At 61.7% G+C, this 15,220-nt stretch carries 13 protein-coding genes; 10 read left to right on the top strand and 3 right to left on the bottom strand.

All coding sequences use genetic code 11. The features are described from left to right. The first annotated feature begins 19 nt into the window (after positions 1-19). Both dmeF and M5B96_RS26930 read left to right on the top strand, forming a co-directional pair. Positions 20-952, top strand: a complete 933-nt coding sequence (dmeF, locus tag M5B96_RS26935; protein ID WP_248800013.1) for a CDF family Co(II)/Ni(II) efflux transporter DmeF — start codon at positions 20-22, stop codon at positions 950-952. Positions 953-1,162: 210 nt separating this feature from the next. Then, entirely contained in the window at positions 1,163-3,037 is a 1,875-nt protein-coding gene (locus M5B96_RS26930; RefSeq protein ID WP_248800012.1) for an ATP-binding protein, read from the top strand. Between the two features lie 18 nt (positions 3,038-3,055). On the opposite strand, the gene M5B96_RS26925 is transcribed toward M5B96_RS26930, so the two are convergent. Further along, positions 3,056-3,877 (bottom strand): cyclase family protein, encoded by an 822-nt coding sequence (locus M5B96_RS26925; RefSeq protein ID WP_248800011.1) that lies wholly within the window; start codon positions 3,875-3,877, stop codon positions 3,056-3,058. Between the two features lie 57 nt (positions 3,878-3,934). Then, positions 3,935-4,879 carry a LysR family transcriptional regulator gene (locus M5B96_RS26920; RefSeq protein ID WP_248800010.1) on the bottom strand — a complete coding sequence of 315 codons (945 nt, stop codon included), beginning with the start codon at positions 4,877-4,879 and terminating at the stop codon, positions 3,935-3,937. 95 nt (positions 4,880-4,974) lie between these two features. Between M5B96_RS26920 and M5B96_RS26915 the strand changes: the two genes are divergently transcribed. Together M5B96_RS26915 and M5B96_RS26910 are read left to right on the top strand one after the other, a co-directional pair. Beyond that, complete coding sequence (locus tag M5B96_RS26915) at positions 4,975-5,940, top strand: NAD-dependent epimerase/dehydratase family protein (RefSeq protein WP_248800009.1); 966 nt, start codon at positions 4,975-4,977, stop codon at positions 5,938-5,940. A 137-nt stretch (positions 5,941-6,077) separates the two neighbouring features. After that, positions 6,078-7,565 carry a hypothetical protein gene (locus M5B96_RS26910; protein ID WP_248800008.1) on the top strand — a complete coding sequence of 496 codons (1,488 nt, stop codon included), beginning with the start codon at positions 6,078-6,080 and terminating at the stop codon, positions 7,563-7,565. A gap of 83 nt (positions 7,566-7,648) precedes the next feature. Here M5B96_RS26910 and M5B96_RS26905 read toward each other — a convergent pair whose 3' ends face one another. Next, complete coding sequence (locus M5B96_RS26905; RefSeq protein WP_248800007.1) at positions 7,649-8,560, bottom strand: AraC family transcriptional regulator; 912 nt, start codon at positions 8,558-8,560, stop codon at positions 7,649-7,651. 104 nt (positions 8,561-8,664) lie between these two features. Between M5B96_RS26905 and M5B96_RS26900 the strand changes: the two genes are divergently transcribed. The 6 genes from M5B96_RS26900 to M5B96_RS26875 all read left to right on the top strand — a co-directional run bounded on the left by M5B96_RS26900 (position 8,665) and on the right by M5B96_RS26875 (position 15,208). After that, positions 8,665-9,225 carry a carboxymuconolactone decarboxylase family protein gene (locus M5B96_RS26900; RefSeq protein WP_248800006.1) on the top strand — a complete coding sequence of 187 codons (561 nt, stop codon included), beginning with the start codon at positions 8,665-8,667 and terminating at the stop codon, positions 9,223-9,225. Between the two features lie 50 nt (positions 9,226-9,275). Next, positions 9,276-10,346 carry an acyl-CoA dehydrogenase family protein gene (locus M5B96_RS26895; RefSeq protein WP_248800005.1) on the top strand — a complete coding sequence of 357 codons (1,071 nt, stop codon included), beginning with the start codon at positions 9,276-9,278 and terminating at the stop codon, positions 10,344-10,346. Then, the gene (locus M5B96_RS26890; protein WP_248800004.1) at positions 10,343-11,164 is read left to right on the top strand and encodes an ABC transporter ATP-binding protein; all 822 of its coding nucleotides are present in this window, start codon (positions 10,343-10,345) and stop codon (positions 11,162-11,164) included. Before M5B96_RS26895 ends, M5B96_RS26890 begins: the two co-directional genes overlap by 4 nt. Further along, on the top strand, positions 11,151-12,350 hold the full coding sequence (locus tag M5B96_RS26885) for an ABC transporter substrate-binding protein (RefSeq protein WP_248800003.1): 1,200 nt from the start codon (positions 11,151-11,153) through the stop codon (positions 12,348-12,350). The genes M5B96_RS26890 and M5B96_RS26885 overlap by 14 nt, the downstream gene beginning before the upstream one ends. 23 nt (positions 12,351-12,373) lie before the next feature. After that, complete coding sequence (locus M5B96_RS26880; protein ID WP_248800068.1) at positions 12,374-13,114, top strand: ABC transporter permease; 741 nt, start codon at positions 12,374-12,376, stop codon at positions 13,112-13,114. A 351-nt stretch (positions 13,115-13,465) separates the two neighbouring features. After that, positions 13,466-15,208, top strand: a complete 1,743-nt coding sequence (locus tag M5B96_RS26875; protein WP_248800002.1) for an ABC transporter permease — start codon at positions 13,466-13,468, stop codon at positions 15,206-15,208. Positions 15,209-15,220: the final 12 nt, after the last annotated feature.

Raw genomic sequence — 15,220 nt, 5'->3', positions numbered from 1 at the left:
TCATCAGGACTGTAGCCCAATGTCTTCGCCCAATGCTACTCATCGGCACTGCCATTCGAAAATCCTCAACGATGGAAATCCCCTGGCGGAGACCAACACCCGGCGGGCCATGATCCTGACCGCGGTGATGATGGTCGCCGAGATCTTCGGCGGCTGGTACTACAACTCGATGGCGCTGTTCGCCGACGGCTGGCACATGAGCTCCCATGCCCTGGCATTGGGCCTGTCGGTGTTGGCCTATGGCGCTGCCCGGCGCCTCTCCAGCGACAATCGTTTTGCCTTCGGTACCTGGAAGATCGAAGTGCTGGGCGGCTACACCAGTGCGCTGTTCCTGGTGATGGTGGCGGGGCTGATGCTGTTTCAATCGGTCGAGCGGCTGATTGCGCCCGCCGCGATCCACTACGACGAAGCCATCGTCATCGGTATCGTCGGCCTGATGGTCAACCTGGCCTGTGCCTGGCTGCTCAAGGACGGTCATGCCCATGATCACCACCATGACCATCATCACCACGGCCATGAACACGGCCACGATCTGAACCTGCGTTCGGCGTACCTGCATGTGGTCGCCGATGCGGCCACCTCGGTGCTGGCGATCCTGGCGCTGATCGGCGGCAAGCTCTGGGGCGCGGCGTGGCTCGACCCGTTGATGGGGATTGTCGGCGCGGGGCTGGTGGCGAGCTGGGCTTATGGGCTGATCCGCCAGACCAGTCGGGTATTGCTCGATGCGGAAATGGATGCGCCGGTGGTCGAGGAAATCCGTGAGGTCATCGCCGCCAGTCCGATTCCGGCCGCCATCAGCGACCTGCACGTCTGGCGGGTCGGCAAGGGCCAGTTCGCCTGCGTGCTCAGCCTGGTGACGCAATTACCGGCCACGCCGGACTACTTCAAGGCACAACTGGCGATCCATGAGGAACTGGTGCATGTCACGGTTGAGCTGCATCAGCCGGCGTGATGGGTTGTCGCCCTGAATAATGCCTGGATGAAAAGATATCTGTAGCAGGATGTAACCGATGCTTCCAGTCTGAGAGAATTCGTCGGTTCTCTCCGTGGTCTTGTCAAATTCAAATATTGTGTTCCACCCATGCTTGACTTATTCTGAATAAATCAAGCATGGAGTGTGATTTCAGATAATTGAGTTTTATGGCAATGGAGGCCGTGACGCATGTTCAAAGTTAGACGCAATATATGGATTTTATTGTTTCTCTATATTATTGGTGTCAGTGGTTATATTTATTATCTTCATGCTCAGGCTCAAGCCATCCTGACGCAGAGCATCAATGACAAACTTCTGCATGCGGCCTTGGGCGCTTCAGCCATTTTGGGCGATCAATATCATGACCATTTGATTGATAAGAGCTCGAAGACGGAGGCCGAGGATTTAAATGCAATTCGCAAGCTTTCCCGGTTTAACGAATCCATGGGCACGGCCTTCGTCTATACCGTGGTGAAGCGGGGAGGGGAAGCGATCCTTGTCAGTTCCAGCGCCTCGGCCAAGGAAGTCCAGGAGAATAACTTCGTCCGCTATTTCGACCCCTACCCCGATGCCAGTCAGGCCTTGCTTGACAGTTTCGAACGCACGAGACCGAGCTGGATCGATTACACGGACCACTGGGGGGATTTCCGTGCGGTCTTTGTTCCTTTGAAGTCCCAGGATGGCACCCCTTATGTTGCCGGTGCGGAAATTACCCTGGCGGACTATTACCACCAACTCAATCAAGACTCCCTGCACCATATCCTGCTTGCCATTCTGGTCTTTCTCGCCTTCAGTCTCTTGATTGTCATTGATGCCATACGCCTGCGCACCCATCTTCGACAACTGCAAGTCAACGAACAGGTGTTGAAACAGGCGAAAAGCACCGCGGAAGAAGCCGATCGCATGAAAAGCCAATTTCTGGCCACCATGAGTCATGAAATTCGGACACCGATGTACGGCGTCATCGGCGCGACCGACCTGCTGGCGGCGACTTCCTTGAGTGCAGAGCAAAGTGACCTGTTGACCACCATTCATACCAGTGGCAAGACCTTGTTGTCGCTGATTGACGACATTCTTGATCTTGCCAAGATCGAATCGGGGAAACTGGACCTGAGGCCACGTGTGTTCGAGTTGCGTCTCTTGATTGCTTCCAGCGTTGAAATGGTCCGGCAAAATATTCAGGACAAACCCGTTACGCTTGAAGTCATCGTCCTGCCGAATGTTCCCTTACGGGTTAAAACCGACGCTGATCGCCTGCGCCAGGTACTGATCAACTTGCTGGGCAATGCGATCAAATTCACTGAAGCTGGGGAGGTGTCGCTCACCGTCAGCCTTGGCGAAGATACTGCTCAATCCCGACTTTGCTTTTCGATACGCGATACCGGCATAGGGATTCCCGCAGAGCGACAAGGCCGCCTGTTCAAGCCCTTTACTCAGTTTGAAGGGTCGACCAATCAGCGCTTTACCGGGAGTGGGCTCGGTCTGTCCATCTGTAAGAACCTGGTCGAAGCCCAGGGTGGGGTCCTGTCCTTCAACAGCCAGTTTGGTGTCGGTTCGACGTTCTCTTTCACGTTGGCGAACAAACCTTTCTCTGATTCGGAAATTGCCCCCGCGGTCGATCGTTCGGCGCTGGTTTTTGATTCGTCGTTTGCCCGGGATTACCCGCTGGATATCCTGCTGGTCGAGAACCATCCGTTGAATCAGAAAGTGGCGATGGCCATGCTGCAGACATTGGGTTATACGCCCGATCTTGCGTCAGAGGGGCGGGAGGCACTCGAGCTATGCATGACATCCTCTCCAGACGTCATCCTGATGGATATCAACATGCCCGGAATGGACGGCCTGGAAGCCATTCGCAGAATCCGCGGGCTGCCACTGGGCGACACTTGTTACATCGTGGCTTTTACCGCGAGTGCCTTTTCGAACGAGATAGAGCGTTTCAGGGGGGCTGGGGCGAATGATATTTTGACCAAACCGGCCAGCTTCCTGGGTTTTTGCGAGGTGCTACGCCGCTCTGCGGACTACCGGAAGCAGTTCCAGGCCAGCGCTCCGGTAGTCGAGTGATCTCTTGTCAAAACGAGGTCAGGGCACAAACGCCAGCACGGAAGCGGGAGAGCCGGATCCGTCTTTGAGCTTCAGGACACCAATGACCAGCGTTGTACCTTTGGCGGGTAGCTGATCCAGGTTGGTCAGGCATTCCAGGATGATTCCATTCTTCGCCAGAACCAGGCTGTTGGTGGCAAATACGGTGTCCTGGCCTGGATCCGCCCCGTGGGTATCGATACCCACCCCAGCGATCTGGCGGTCGTCGACCAGTAGTTTTGCCGTGGCGGCGCTGACTCCGGGGAAGTGCAGACCGCCTTTGTCATCCTCATTGAAAAAGCGCTTGGAGTCGTTCCACAGGGCTTGCCACCCGGTATAGAAAAGCACTACGGAACCTTGGGCGATGCGACCATGATCGTGCTCCCAGTTCTTGATGTCTTGAGGACTGATCGCATAGTCGGGATTGGCCTTTGCCTGTGCCCGGACATCGATCACCACGGCCGGCCGTACCAGCGACTCCGGCTTGTAGGTATCAATCCCGATGCCGTCGGGATGAAAGCTGTTGGGCGCATTCATATGGGTTGCGCTGTGTTCGCCCATGCTGAAGCTGCGCAAGTAGTAACCGTCTTTTTCCTGTGACGCCACTACATTGAATATGACGGGAGGATCGTGCGGCCACAGTGGTATGGACGGTGTAATGACGTGGCTGAGGTCAATGACTTTTTGAAACTGGATGCTCTGCATTCCCTTGACTCCCTTGTCCTCGGCGAAGCTGTAGGCGATTCCGGACGTCAGCCATGCGGCCAGCAGTCCGACAGAAATCCGCCTGAACCGCGCCTTGTGTTGTTTTGATAGTTCCATGACGGTACCTGCTCCATTGGTTTACCAAGAGGCTATTGCCCATGGTTCCGGCGGAGTCTATCCATTCTTTGTGCCAGGATGCCAAACAGATTCGAGGGGCTGGGATGTCGGCGCAAGGCGAGTGTGAGCCAGCAAACACTCCACCAGCGCATCGAAGGTCGCCTTGCAACGGGGGCTGGTGCGCAGGTCCTCATGCATGGTCACCCAGGTTTCCAGCTGGAATGTGAACTGCTCCGGCAACAGCCGCAGCAGTGTCGGTGTGCGGATCGCCAGGGCAACCTGACAGATGCCGATGCCGCAGCCGGCGCGGATCATCGCCAGTTGCGCGAGCGTGCTGTCGGTGCGCAGCGTGAAGGCCTCGCGATTCCAACTGGGCAGCTGTTTGCTGGCGGCGCGGATAAAGGGGGTGGTGGCATCGAAGCCGATCAGCGCATGGCGCGACAGATCGGCCATGGCCTGGGGCGTGCCCTGTCGTTGCAGATAGTCCACGTGTGCATAAAGGCCCAACTCCACCTGGCCGACACGCCGGGCGATCAGTTGATCCTGCTTCGGCGCGGTCATGCGCACCGCGATATCGGCCTCCCGTTGCAGCAGGTCGTGCACCTTGTCGGTGGCCAGCAGCTCGATCCTGAGGTGCGGATGGGCCTGGCGCAGCAGCGCCAGCGTCGGCGGTAGCACCTCGATGGCAATCATTTCGCTGGCGGAGATCCGCACCGTGCCGTTCACCACCTGGCCCTGGCCGGTGGCGGCACGCTCCAGGGCGGCGGCGGTGTGTTGCATGGCTTCGGCATAGCTGCGCAGCGCCAGGGCGGTCTCGGTGGGCAGCAAGCCGGTCTGCGAGCGGGTGAACAGCGGTTGCTTGAACGAGGCTTCCAGCGCGGCGATATGCCGTCCGACGGTGGGCTGGGTAATCCCCAGCGCCCGCGCGGCACCCGAGAGCGAGCCCTCCGTCAGCACGGCAAGCAAGGTTCGGTACAGTTCCCAACTCATGGTCTGGTTCATACATAAATGTATGGCCGATAGCTTGTGCTATGCAATTTATTTCCTGAAGGGGCAGGGCCAGACTCTGTTCATCGTCACCTTCCTGGAGAATCGACATGGCGGCATTGAGCAACAAGGTCCTGGTACTGGGCGCGGGCGGCAGCATCGGCGGCGAAGTGGCGCGGCAACTGCGCGACGGCGGCTGGCAGGTGCAGGCGCTCAAGCGCGGCTTGGCGGCGGCGGCGCTTGAGCGCGACGGCATCCAGTGGTTGCGTGGCGATGCCCTTGACCGTGACGACGTGGTGCGGGCGGCGCAGGGTTGCAGCGTGATCGTGCATGCGGTCAACCCACCGGGCTATCGGAACTGGGCCGAGCAGGTGCTGCCGATGATCGACAATACGATTGCCGCGGCACGTATTGTCGGCGCGACCATTCTGTTGCCGGGCACGGTCTACAACTACGGCCCGGACGCCTTTGCCGCGTTGGACGAACAGGCGCCGCAGCGTCCGCTGACGCGCAAGGGGCGTATCCGCGTCGAGCTTGAGCAACGCTTGCGGGATGCGGCGCGCGATGGGGTTCGCGCGATTGTCCTGCGCACGGGCGACTTCTTCGGAGCGCAGTCCGGCAGCAGTTGGCTGTCCCTGGGGATGATCAAGCCCGGGCGGGCGGTGAAGGTGATCAATCTGCCGGGCGATCCGGGTGTCGGTCATCAGTGGGCCTATTTGCCGGATGTGGCACGGACCATGGTCGAATTGTTGGCGCGGCGGGAGACCCTGGCACCTTTCGCGGCCTTCCATATGGCTGGGCACTGGGACGCTGATGGCACCCGGATGGCGGCCGCGATCAGCCGCCTGGTCGAACGCTCGGGCGGCCAGGCGAAGCTGCGGCGGTTTCCCTGGTGGCTGGTGCGACTGGCCTCGCCGTTGGTCACCACCTTTCGCGAGATGCTGGAGATGCGCTACCTGTGGCGTACGCCGGTGCGGATGAACAATGCCCATCTGGTGAGTGTATTGGGGGCGGAGCCGCATACGCCGCTGGAGCAGGCGATGGAAACGACACTGAGAGGGGTGGGGTGTCTGTAAGGCAGGATGAATGGAACCGGCGTCACAGCGCTGAGATTTTTCCGGCTGGAGCCTGTTGTTCGCGTGCAATAAGAATTTACTCTCGGCGAAAGAAATGCGAAAAGCTTCTCAGCATTTTCCATGGATTCGGATCCCCCATGCCTCGATCGAAGTTGTTCACCAAGCTGTTTGTCCTGCTGTTTGTCGGCGCCGGGCTCTGGTACATGTGGATGATTGCCAGCGCCAAGCTGGAGTGGGGCGGGAGCAGCCCGGACAAGCAGCCGGTCGGCGCCGTGCAGGACACTCGGCAGCGCGCGATGACCCAGTACTGCACCGGCGTGCTGGTGACCCCCAGGGGCACTTGGCTGGTGGGGCGCCTGGAGGGTGATGCCAAGCAACTGCAACCTTCTGCCGAGGTGGTGGACCTGGATGCCGTCCTCCATGGCAAGCCGGTTGAGGTCAAGGATCAGGCGCCGGAAGACGCGGGGGCCTTCTCCGGCTTTCTCTCGCCCCGGGACAAGGAAACCTCCTTCATCTCGCGCCTGGACGCCCAGGGCCAGTTTCAAATGGTCGCCCATGTTGGTGACGCCGCCTGCCTGGTGGCCAGCCCGGATGGGGCCAGTGTGTTCCTGCTGACGGGGCTTAACCGAGCCGATGCCGCTACCGCGAGCAGCGATGACATCAGCCAGACCGTGGTCTTTCGCAGTGATGACCAGGGCCAGCACTGGAACTGGTTGGCCAAAGGCCTGTTTCCCAAGGCCGAGCAGTTGGCCTGGAACCTCAAGCCCTACTTTCATGGCGCTGATGAAGTCTGGGCCTGGGGCACTCCGAGTGGAACCGACAACGAGAGTGGCGAAGACAAGCCGGGGGCCATCTCCACCGGGGTGTTCTACTCCGCTGATCGCGGCGCGAGCAGCACCCCGATATTCGCCGCCGAGTCGTTGTTGGTGTCTACCGAGTATGCCCAGGGCAAACGGCCTGACATTGTTGAATGGCGCCACGAAGGGACTTACGGGGAAATCCAGACCCATGTCACTCAGTTGGATGCGCAACGGGCGTTTATCTGGGTTTCCCAACGCTTCTGGGGGAGCAATCCCGATGGTGAAAGCGGCAGCCTGGCGATCAACGTCACGACCCGCGCGCCCCTGCAGCGCAAGGCAGGGAAGTGGCAGGTCGGGGCTGTGCAGCGCGAGGAAGGGCTGTTTATCGACGAACTGGTGGAGAACGGCGCCGGGCGTGTGATGGGCCTGATCGACCAGGGCGACCATGGGCAAGACGTGGTTGCCGAGCTGGATACCGCCAAGCTGAGCTGGAAGCCGATGGGCGAGCTGCCGAGTGTGTTCGCGCCGTTGGCGTCGGACAGCCGGTTGCGCGAGAGGAATTTCTGGGTGGGGCAGAACAGCCTGCTGATCAATACCTCCAGCGAACACCGGCCGCCGCGCTGGCTCTACTGGTGGTCGGATGCGCAAATCTCGGCGAATGGGGTGTTCTATTCCAAGGACTGGGGGCGCTCCTGGCAACGGCTGGCGGTTGACGGTTACCTCGGGATCCTCGGCTTTCAAGGGGCGCAGGACCGGGTGATCTGGGCCAAGGGCAACTGGTACAACAGCTATGACGGTGGGATCTATTCCTACGGTTTGCGGTGAGGGTAGGGGCGTCTTGTGCCTGGCTTGCCAGGCTCCACAGGGTTTTCGCGGGGCTTCAAGAGCCCATTTCAGCCGCGTTGGCATCAGCGTCCCTCATGCTGCCGCCGATAAGCCCCCGGCTGCACCCCAAGCGCTTTGGCAAACGCCCGGGTAAACGCCGCGATCGACTGATAGCCCACCGCCGCACACACCTGTTCCACCGTATTGTTGGCCCGCAGCAACTGACTGGCATGACGCATCCGCAACGCCAGTAGCACCTGCCCCGGCGACTGCCCGGCCAGTTCGTTGAAGCGCTTGAAAAACGCCGAACGTGACATTCCGGTACAGGCCGCCATGCTCTCCAGCGACCAATTCTCCCCGGGTCGCTCGATCAACTGTTCCAGCAACGGCGCCAACCCCGGATGCCGCGCCAATGCCACCAGCCCACCCAGGCTCGGGTTGTCCGCCACCTGCTGGCGCAGCACATACAGGAACAGCAGGTGACTCAAGCGCTCCAGCAGCGCCGCGGAGGGCGCCGGTGGCCGTTCGCATTCAGCCAGGATCAGCCCGAACAACGCCCGCGCCGCGCTCAGCGACGGATCGCCCGCGCGCAGGACGATCCAGTCCGGCAGCCCGTCGATAATCAATGCCGACAGTCCGGACTTGAAATGAAAGAACCCGCACACCAGCCCCACGCCATCCTGGGCGGCGCCGTCCAGGCTGGTCATGGCCTGGCGCGGCAGGCGTTGCGCTTGCGCGCTGTCGCGGGCGCTGGACAGCCGATAATCCAGGTCCCGCAGCAGAAACACCGCGTCCCCGGCCTCCAGCCGCAGGCTCTCGGGCTGCCCGTCAATATGCAGCCAGCAATGCCCCTGCACGATCAGGTGGAAGCTCGCACGCGCCAGGCCATGGGTGCTGGCGTGCCAGCCGCCGCAATAACGGCCCACATGGAACAGGCTCGCATCCAGTTCGAGGCTTTCTAATAACCAATCAACCAGTGGGCTCGACGAAATCATCTAATGGAAACACTCAGGAGCAAGGAATCGCTACTTTTGAATATGGATCAGAATTCTTATAACCAACAGACTTGCCGGACCACCCTACAGCAGGAGTCCACTCCATGTCGCGCGTCACTCTACACACGCTGCAAAGCGCTCCCGAAGCAGCCAGGCCGTTCCTGGAAAACGCCCAGAAGAACTCCGGGTTCATCCCCAACCTGCTCGCCGTCCTCGCCAATGCCCCGGCGGCGCTGGAAACCTACGTTACGGTATCGGCGCTCAATGGCAAGGCCGAGCTGAGCCTGGCCGAACGCGAAGTGGTGCAACTGGTGGCCGCCACCACCCACGGCTGCGACTTCTGCGTGGCCGGGCACACGGCGGTGGCGCTGAACAAGGCCAGGTTGCCGGCGGAAGTGGTCGAGGCCTTGCGCGGCCAAGATCAACTGCCCCAGGAAAAACTCGAAGTCCTCGCCGCCTTCGCCCGGGAAGTGATCGCCACCCGTGGCAATGTCAGCGACCAGATCTTCAGCGAATTCCTCGCCGCCGGCTACACCCAGGGCAATGCCCTGGAGGTGATCCTCGGGGTGAGCCTGGCGACCTTGTGCAATTTCGCCAATGTTTTCGCCCGCACGCCGCTCAACCCTGAGCTGGCGCAATACCGTTGGCCCTCGACAGCTCAATGATGGCCCGGCGTCAGCTATTCTTCGAGGCGCTATTTCAAGGAGAAAACGACATGCTCAATCCCGTATTGAGTCAATGGCTGCACGCCCAAGCCCAGGCCCTGGACCTGGGACAGTGCGACCCACAGGATGTGATTTCCCGCCTGGCGACGGCGAAGGTGCTGGGGGTCGGTGTGCCGCAGGCCCAGGGCGGCAGCGCTGGCACGGTGGCCGACGCGGTGGAAAGCATCGCCCAGGTGGCCAGCCATTCCCTGGCGGCGGCCTTTGTGTTCTGGGGCCAACGGGCTTTTATCGAGTACCTGCTGCACAGTCCCAACACGACCCTGCGCGATCATCTGCTGCCGGCCCTGCTCAGCGGCGAGCTGGCCGGCGCCACCGGGCTGTCGAATGCAATGAAGTTCCTCTCGGGGATCGAGTCGCTGCAACTGCGGGCCCGCGATCAAGTCGATGGCTGGTGCCTGGATGGGCGCCTGCACTGGGTGACCAATTTGCGCAAAAGCGGTTTTGTGGTAGCGGCCGCCATTGAACGGGGGGAGGGCGGTACACCGTTCGTGCTGGCGATTCCCGACGCGCTGAGCGGCCTGCAACGCTCGGCTGACTTGCAACTGATGGGCCTGCAATCGAGCAATACCGCCGCGTTGGACTTCAAACAGGTGGAAGTCAGCCGCGACTGGTTGTTGCACGATGATGCCCGGGTGTTCCTGCCGGCGGTGCGCCCGGCGTTCCTCGGCTTGCAATGCGGCATGGCCATTGGCCTGGCGCGCCAGGCGCTGAAGGAGGTGGACGGCCATCTGCAAGATACCCGCTCGATTTTGCGCGAGCCGCTATTGGAGCAGCGCCAAGCCCTTGAGCAGCGCGTGGAGGAACTCAAGAGCGGCTTGCACGACGGGCGCTTCCTGGCCCAGCCGGGCGCCTTGTTCCAGATCCGCATCAGCCTGGCAGAGTCGGTCGCCCAGGCGCTGCAGCTGGAGTTGCAGGCCAGCGGCGGCAAGGCCTATCTGAATGAATACGGCAGTGGCTTTGCCCGACGCTGGCGCGAGTCGGCCTTCGTGCCGATCGTCACCCCGAGCCTGGTGCAACTGCGTGCCGAGCTGCAACGCCAGGCCCGGGAAACGGCGGCATGAGCGCGCCGTTGCTGGAGGCCCGGCAGATCAGCCTCGGCTACCCCCGCGAGCACGGCTGGCAAACGGTGCTGGAAGGTTTCGACCTGCAACTGCAAGCCGGCGAGGTGGTGTCGATCCTCGGCCCCAGCGGCGTCGGCAAATCCAGTCTGCTGCGGGTCCTGGCCGGTTTGCAGGCGGCGCACGAAGGCCATGTGCGGTTCCTCGGCGAAGCCCTGGACGGCCCCCATCCACGGGTGGCAGTGGCCTTTCAGGACCCGAGCCTGCTGCCCTGGCTCAGCCTGGAAAAAAACGTCGCCTTCGGTCTCGACTTTGCCCGCCAGCCGCACCTGGATGCCCAGGAGCGCAAGGCGCGGATCGACCATGCGATTGCCGCCGTGGGCCTGCAACATGCCCGCGGCCAGTACCCGGCGCAGCTGTCCGGCGGCATGGCCCAGCGTACGGCCTTGGCCCGCTGCCTGGCCCGCCAGCCACGGGTACTGTTCCTCGACGAGCCTTTCGGCGCCCTGGATGAAGTGACCCGCGCCGACATGCAACAACTGCTGCTCAAGGTGATCGCCGAGCACAACACGGCGGCGGTGCTGATCACCCACGACATTGATGAAGCCCTGCTGCTCTCCGAGCGGATTCTGCTACTGGGTCACAGCCCGGCGCGGACCCTCGGCGAGTGGCGTATCGACCTGCCTCAGCCGCGTGCCGAGCTGGTCGAGGAACTGGGCGCCCTGCGTATCGAGATTCTCAAGACCCTTCGGCGGGCCAGCCGCACCTCACCCCATCACTCTTTGCTCGAAACGTCGGAGATGATTCATGTGCCTGGATGACTTCACCCACACACGTCGTGACTTCCTCAAACTCAGCGCCCTGCTGACCGCCGGCGGCGCCTTGCCGCTGCTCAACAGCCTGCAAGCCCGTGCCGCTTCCGAGCCCGACGCCCCGGTGCGGATCGGCTACCTGCCGATCACCGACGCCACGCCGCTGCTGGTGGCGCATAACAACGGCCTGTTCGAAGCCGAAGGTATCCAGGCCGAGCGTCCGGTACTGCTGCGCAGTTGGGCCCAAGTGATCGAGGCGTTTATTTCCGGACAGGTCAACGTGATTCACCTGCTGTCGCCGATGACCGTCTGGGCGCGCTACGGCAGCAAGGTGCCGGCCAAGGTGGTGGCCTGGAACCATGTCGGCGGTTCCGGCCTGACTGTGGCGCCGGGCATTACCGCGGTCAAGCAACTGGGCGGGCAGTCAGTGGCGATTCCGTTCTGGTACTCGATCCACAACGTGGTGGTCCAGCAACTGTTGCGCGACAACGGCCTGCAACCGGTGAGCAAGGCGGCCAACAGCGTACTGGCGGCCAACGAGGTCAACCTGGTGGTACTGCCACCTTCGGACATGCCGCCGGCCCTGGCGAGCAAGCGCATCGCCGGCTATATCGTCGCCGAGCCGTTCAATGCCCTGGCCGAGGAGTTGAAGGTCGGCCGGGTGCAGCGCTTTACCGGCGATCTCTGGCGCAATCACGCCTGCTGCGTGGTGTTCATGCATGAGCAGGACCTGAACAACCGCCCCGAATGGTCGCAGAAGGTGGTCAATGCCATCGTCAAGGCCCAGCTCTGGACCCGCGACAACCGTGCCGAGGCGGCCCGATTGCTGTCCAAGGACGGCGCCAACCGCTATACCCCGCACACCCCGCAGGTACTCAATCGCGTGTTGCTGCCCAATGCCGCCGACCGCGACGCCTACCTGGCCAGCGGCGCGATCCAGCACGGCAATTGGGACGAACAGCGTATCGACTTCCAACCGTATCCGTTCCCCAGCTACACCGAGGAACTGGTCAAGCGCCTGAAGAACACCCTGATCGAGGGCGACAAAGGGTTCCTCGCCGGTCTCGATCCACAGCAGACTGCCCGCGACCTGGTGGATGACCGTTTCGTGCGCAACAGCCTGGCGGCGGTAGGGGGGCTCAAGGCCTTCGGCTTGCCGGACAGCTTTGAGCGCAGCGAGGAGTTCGGCATTTGAGCGGCAAGCCTTCCTCATCGCTCCTGCATTGGGGGCTGGGCGCGGCGGGATTGCTCTGCCTGTTACTGCTCTGGTGGCTCGGCGTGCACCTGTTCGGCAGCCCCGACGGACTGTCGGCGCGCTTCTCGCCGGAAGCGACGCTGACCAGCCTGGTGGAATTGCTCGGGCGTGCCGAACTGTATGAAAACGTGCTGGTCAGCCTCAAGCGCATTTTGATCGGGTTGTTGCTGGCCCTGCTGGTCGGCGTGCCGCTGGGCTTGCTGATCGGCAGCTATCGCCACCTGGAGGCGGCGACCACCCCGGCGTTCCAGTTCCTGCGGATGATCTCGCCGCTGTCCTGGATGCCGGTGGTGGTGATGCTGATGGGGGTAGGTGACCAGCCGATCTATTTCCTGCTGGCCTTTGCCGCCGTCTGGCCGATCCTGCTCAACACCGTGGCCGGGGTGCGCCAGCTCGATCCGCGCTGGTTGCAACTGAGCCGCAGCCTCAGCGCGACCCGCTGGGAAACCCTGCGCCAGGTCATCCTGCCGGGTGTGCTCGGCCATGTGTTGACCGGCGTGCGGTTGTCCATCGGGATTCTCTGGATCGTGCTGGTGCCTTGCGAAATGCTCGGGGTCAGCGCCGGGCTCGGCTACTTTATCCTCGATACCCGTGATCGCCTGGCCTATTCGGAACTGATGGCCATGGTGCTGTTGATCGGCGTACTCGGCTTTTTACTCGATGCCCTGGCGCGAGGCCTGCATCGGCGTTGGGCGCATGCCTGAGGCTATCTTCTCAATTTATAGGGAATTTACATTACTGTAACATTTTGAAATGTATAATCCCGCGCTGAACCACTCCCTCACGTTTCAACCGCCACCCCCAGGAGATTCGAACTTGGACCCTGCCCATTCTCGGTGGGCCACGTAGCGGGATTTACAATGGGATGCCGCCGGTGCGCAGCCGTCGCCCCGGTATCCAGTCTGTAGCGTTCAGTACGTGGCCTTGCCTCGACGATTTTCCAACCACTTCTTCAGGATGTGCTGTGCTTAGACTGCCGGCGCCGTCTCGCTTCGTGCGTTTGTACCCTGAAGTCCGTGGGCCTGTATTTCAGAACGCTGCTGGAATCATTGACGATGAATAAAGTATTACGCCATTACATCCCGGCCAGTACCCGGCGCTTGCTGCCCAATCGCTGGGACCTGATCGCGCTGCCGCTGGTGGTGGGTTTCCTGCTGTTTTTCTCGATCGGCGCACGGGAAACCTGGGCACCGATCTCGACCCTGCAGAGCCAGGTGATCTCCCTCGACCCGGCCAACCTGCCGGAATATGCGATACGCACCACCCTGCGGATGCTCGCGGCGATGGTCGCGGCGTTGGTCTTCACCTTTCTCTATGGGACCCTGGCGGCCAAGAGCAAGCGTGCCGAAAAGCTGCTGGTGCCAGTGCTGGATATCCTCCAGTCGGTGCCGGTGCTGGGTTATATCTCGTTCACCGTGACCTTCTTTCTCCTGCTGTTTCCGGGGCGGGTGCTGGGCGCCGAGTGCGCGGCGATCTTTGCAATCTTCACCAGCCAGGCCTGGAACATGACGTTCAGCTTCTACCAGTCGCTGCGCATGCTGCCGCGCGACCTGACGGAAGTCTCCGAGAGTCTGCAACTGTCCGGCTGGCAGAAGTTCTGGAAACTTGATGTACCGTTCGCCATGCCCGGGTTGATCTGGAACATGATGATGAGCATGTCCGGCGGCTGGTTCTTCGTGGTGGCTTCGGAAGCGATTACCGTCGGTGACAAGACCATCACCCTGCCGGGCATCGGTTCCTACCTGGCCACCGCCATCGAGCAGCGTGACCTCACCGCCGTGGGTTATGTGATCCTGGCGATGGTGGTGGTGATCCTGGTCTACGATCAGTTCCTGTTCCGCCCGTTGGTGGCCTGGGCCGACAAGTTCCGCATGGAAGACACCGCGGCCCAGGGCGGCGCGCCGGAGTCCTGGGTGCTCAACCTGATCCAGCGGACCCGGGTGATCCAGCGCCTGATCCGGCCGCTGTCGCGTGCTATCACGCGTATCGGTCATCTGCGCCTGAGCCTGCCGCGGGTCAAGGCCCGGGTAAGTACGCCCAGCCCATCGACCTCACGGGTGATCGACTGGGTCTGGGGCTTGTTCATCGGTTTGCTCGCGGCGTATGCGCTGTATCACATCTTTATCTATGTCAGCAGCGAAGTGACCTTCGCCGATGTCGGCGAGGTTATCGGCCTGGGGGCGATCACGTTGCTGCGGGTGACCTTGCTGATCGCCGTGGCTTCGCTGATCTGGGTACCGCTGGGGGTGATGATCGGCCTGCGTCCGCACCTGGCCGAGAAGATCCAGCCATTGGCGCAGTTCCTCGCCGCGTTTCCGGCGAACCTGCTGTTCCCGGTGTTCGTCATCGTGATCCTGCACTTCAACCTGAACCCGGATATCTGGCTGAGCCCGCTGATCGTGCTCGGTACCCAGTGGTACATCCTGTTCAACGTGATCGCCGGCGCCAGTGCCTTTCCCAACGACTTCCGCGAAGCCGCCGCGAACTTCCATATCCGTGGCTGGCAGTGGTGGCGCAAGGTCATGTTGCCGGGGATTTTCCCGTATTACGTGACCGGCGCGATCACCGCCTCCGGCGGTGCGTGGAACGCCAGTATCGTTTCCGAGTTTGTTTCCTGGGGCCAGGACAAGGTCGTGGCCCATGGCCTGGGCGCGTATATCGCGCAGACCACGGCGGCCGGCGACTTTCCGAAAATCACCCTGGGCGTGGTGGTCATGTCGGTCTTCGTGGTGGCCTTCAACCGTTTGCTCTGGCGACCGATGTACGCCATCGCCGAAAACAAACTTCGTCTGAACTAATTCCGAGCCGCT

Origin of the sequence: Pseudomonas sp. MWU13-2105, from assembly GCF_023242315.1 — a bacterium.
Classification (GTDB): domain Bacteria; phylum Pseudomonadota; class Gammaproteobacteria; order Pseudomonadales; family Pseudomonadaceae; genus Aquipseudomonas.
Note: the sequence above shows the minus strand (reverse complement) of the source record. Positions and strands in the feature narration are given on the sequence as shown.

Excerpts from the sequence above, each read along its gene's own strand:
- dmeF (WP_248800013.1), top strand. The coding sequence starts at position 20 with ATGTCTTCGCCCAATGCTACTCATCGGCACTGCCATTCGAAAATCCTC.
- M5B96_RS26930 (WP_248800012.1), top strand. The coding sequence starts at position 1,163 with ATGTTCAAAGTTAGACGCAATATATGGATTTTATTGTTTCTCTATATT.
- M5B96_RS26925 (WP_248800011.1), bottom strand. The coding sequence starts at position 3,877 with ATGGAACTATCAAAACAACACAAGGCGCGGTTCAGGCGGATTTCTGTC.
- M5B96_RS26920 (WP_248800010.1), bottom strand. The coding sequence starts at position 4,879 with ATGAACCAGACCATGAGTTGGGAACTGTACCGAACCTTGCTTGCCGTG.
- M5B96_RS26915 (WP_248800009.1), top strand. The coding sequence starts at position 4,975 with ATGGCGGCATTGAGCAACAAGGTCCTGGTACTGGGCGCGGGCGGCAGC.
- M5B96_RS26910 (WP_248800008.1), top strand. The coding sequence starts at position 6,078 with ATGCCTCGATCGAAGTTGTTCACCAAGCTGTTTGTCCTGCTGTTTGTC.
- M5B96_RS26905 (WP_248800007.1), bottom strand. The coding sequence starts at position 8,560 with ATGATTTCGTCGAGCCCACTGGTTGATTGGTTATTAGAAAGCCTCGAA.
- M5B96_RS26900 (WP_248800006.1), top strand. The coding sequence starts at position 8,665 with ATGTCGCGCGTCACTCTACACACGCTGCAAAGCGCTCCCGAAGCAGCC.
- M5B96_RS26895 (WP_248800005.1), top strand. The coding sequence starts at position 9,276 with ATGCTCAATCCCGTATTGAGTCAATGGCTGCACGCCCAAGCCCAGGCC.
- M5B96_RS26890 (WP_248800004.1), top strand. The coding sequence starts at position 10,343 with ATGAGCGCGCCGTTGCTGGAGGCCCGGCAGATCAGCCTCGGCTACCCC.
- M5B96_RS26885 (WP_248800003.1), top strand. The coding sequence starts at position 11,151 with ATGTGCCTGGATGACTTCACCCACACACGTCGTGACTTCCTCAAACTC.
- M5B96_RS26875 (WP_248800002.1), top strand. The coding sequence starts at position 13,466 with ATGAATAAAGTATTACGCCATTACATCCCGGCCAGTACCCGGCGCTTG.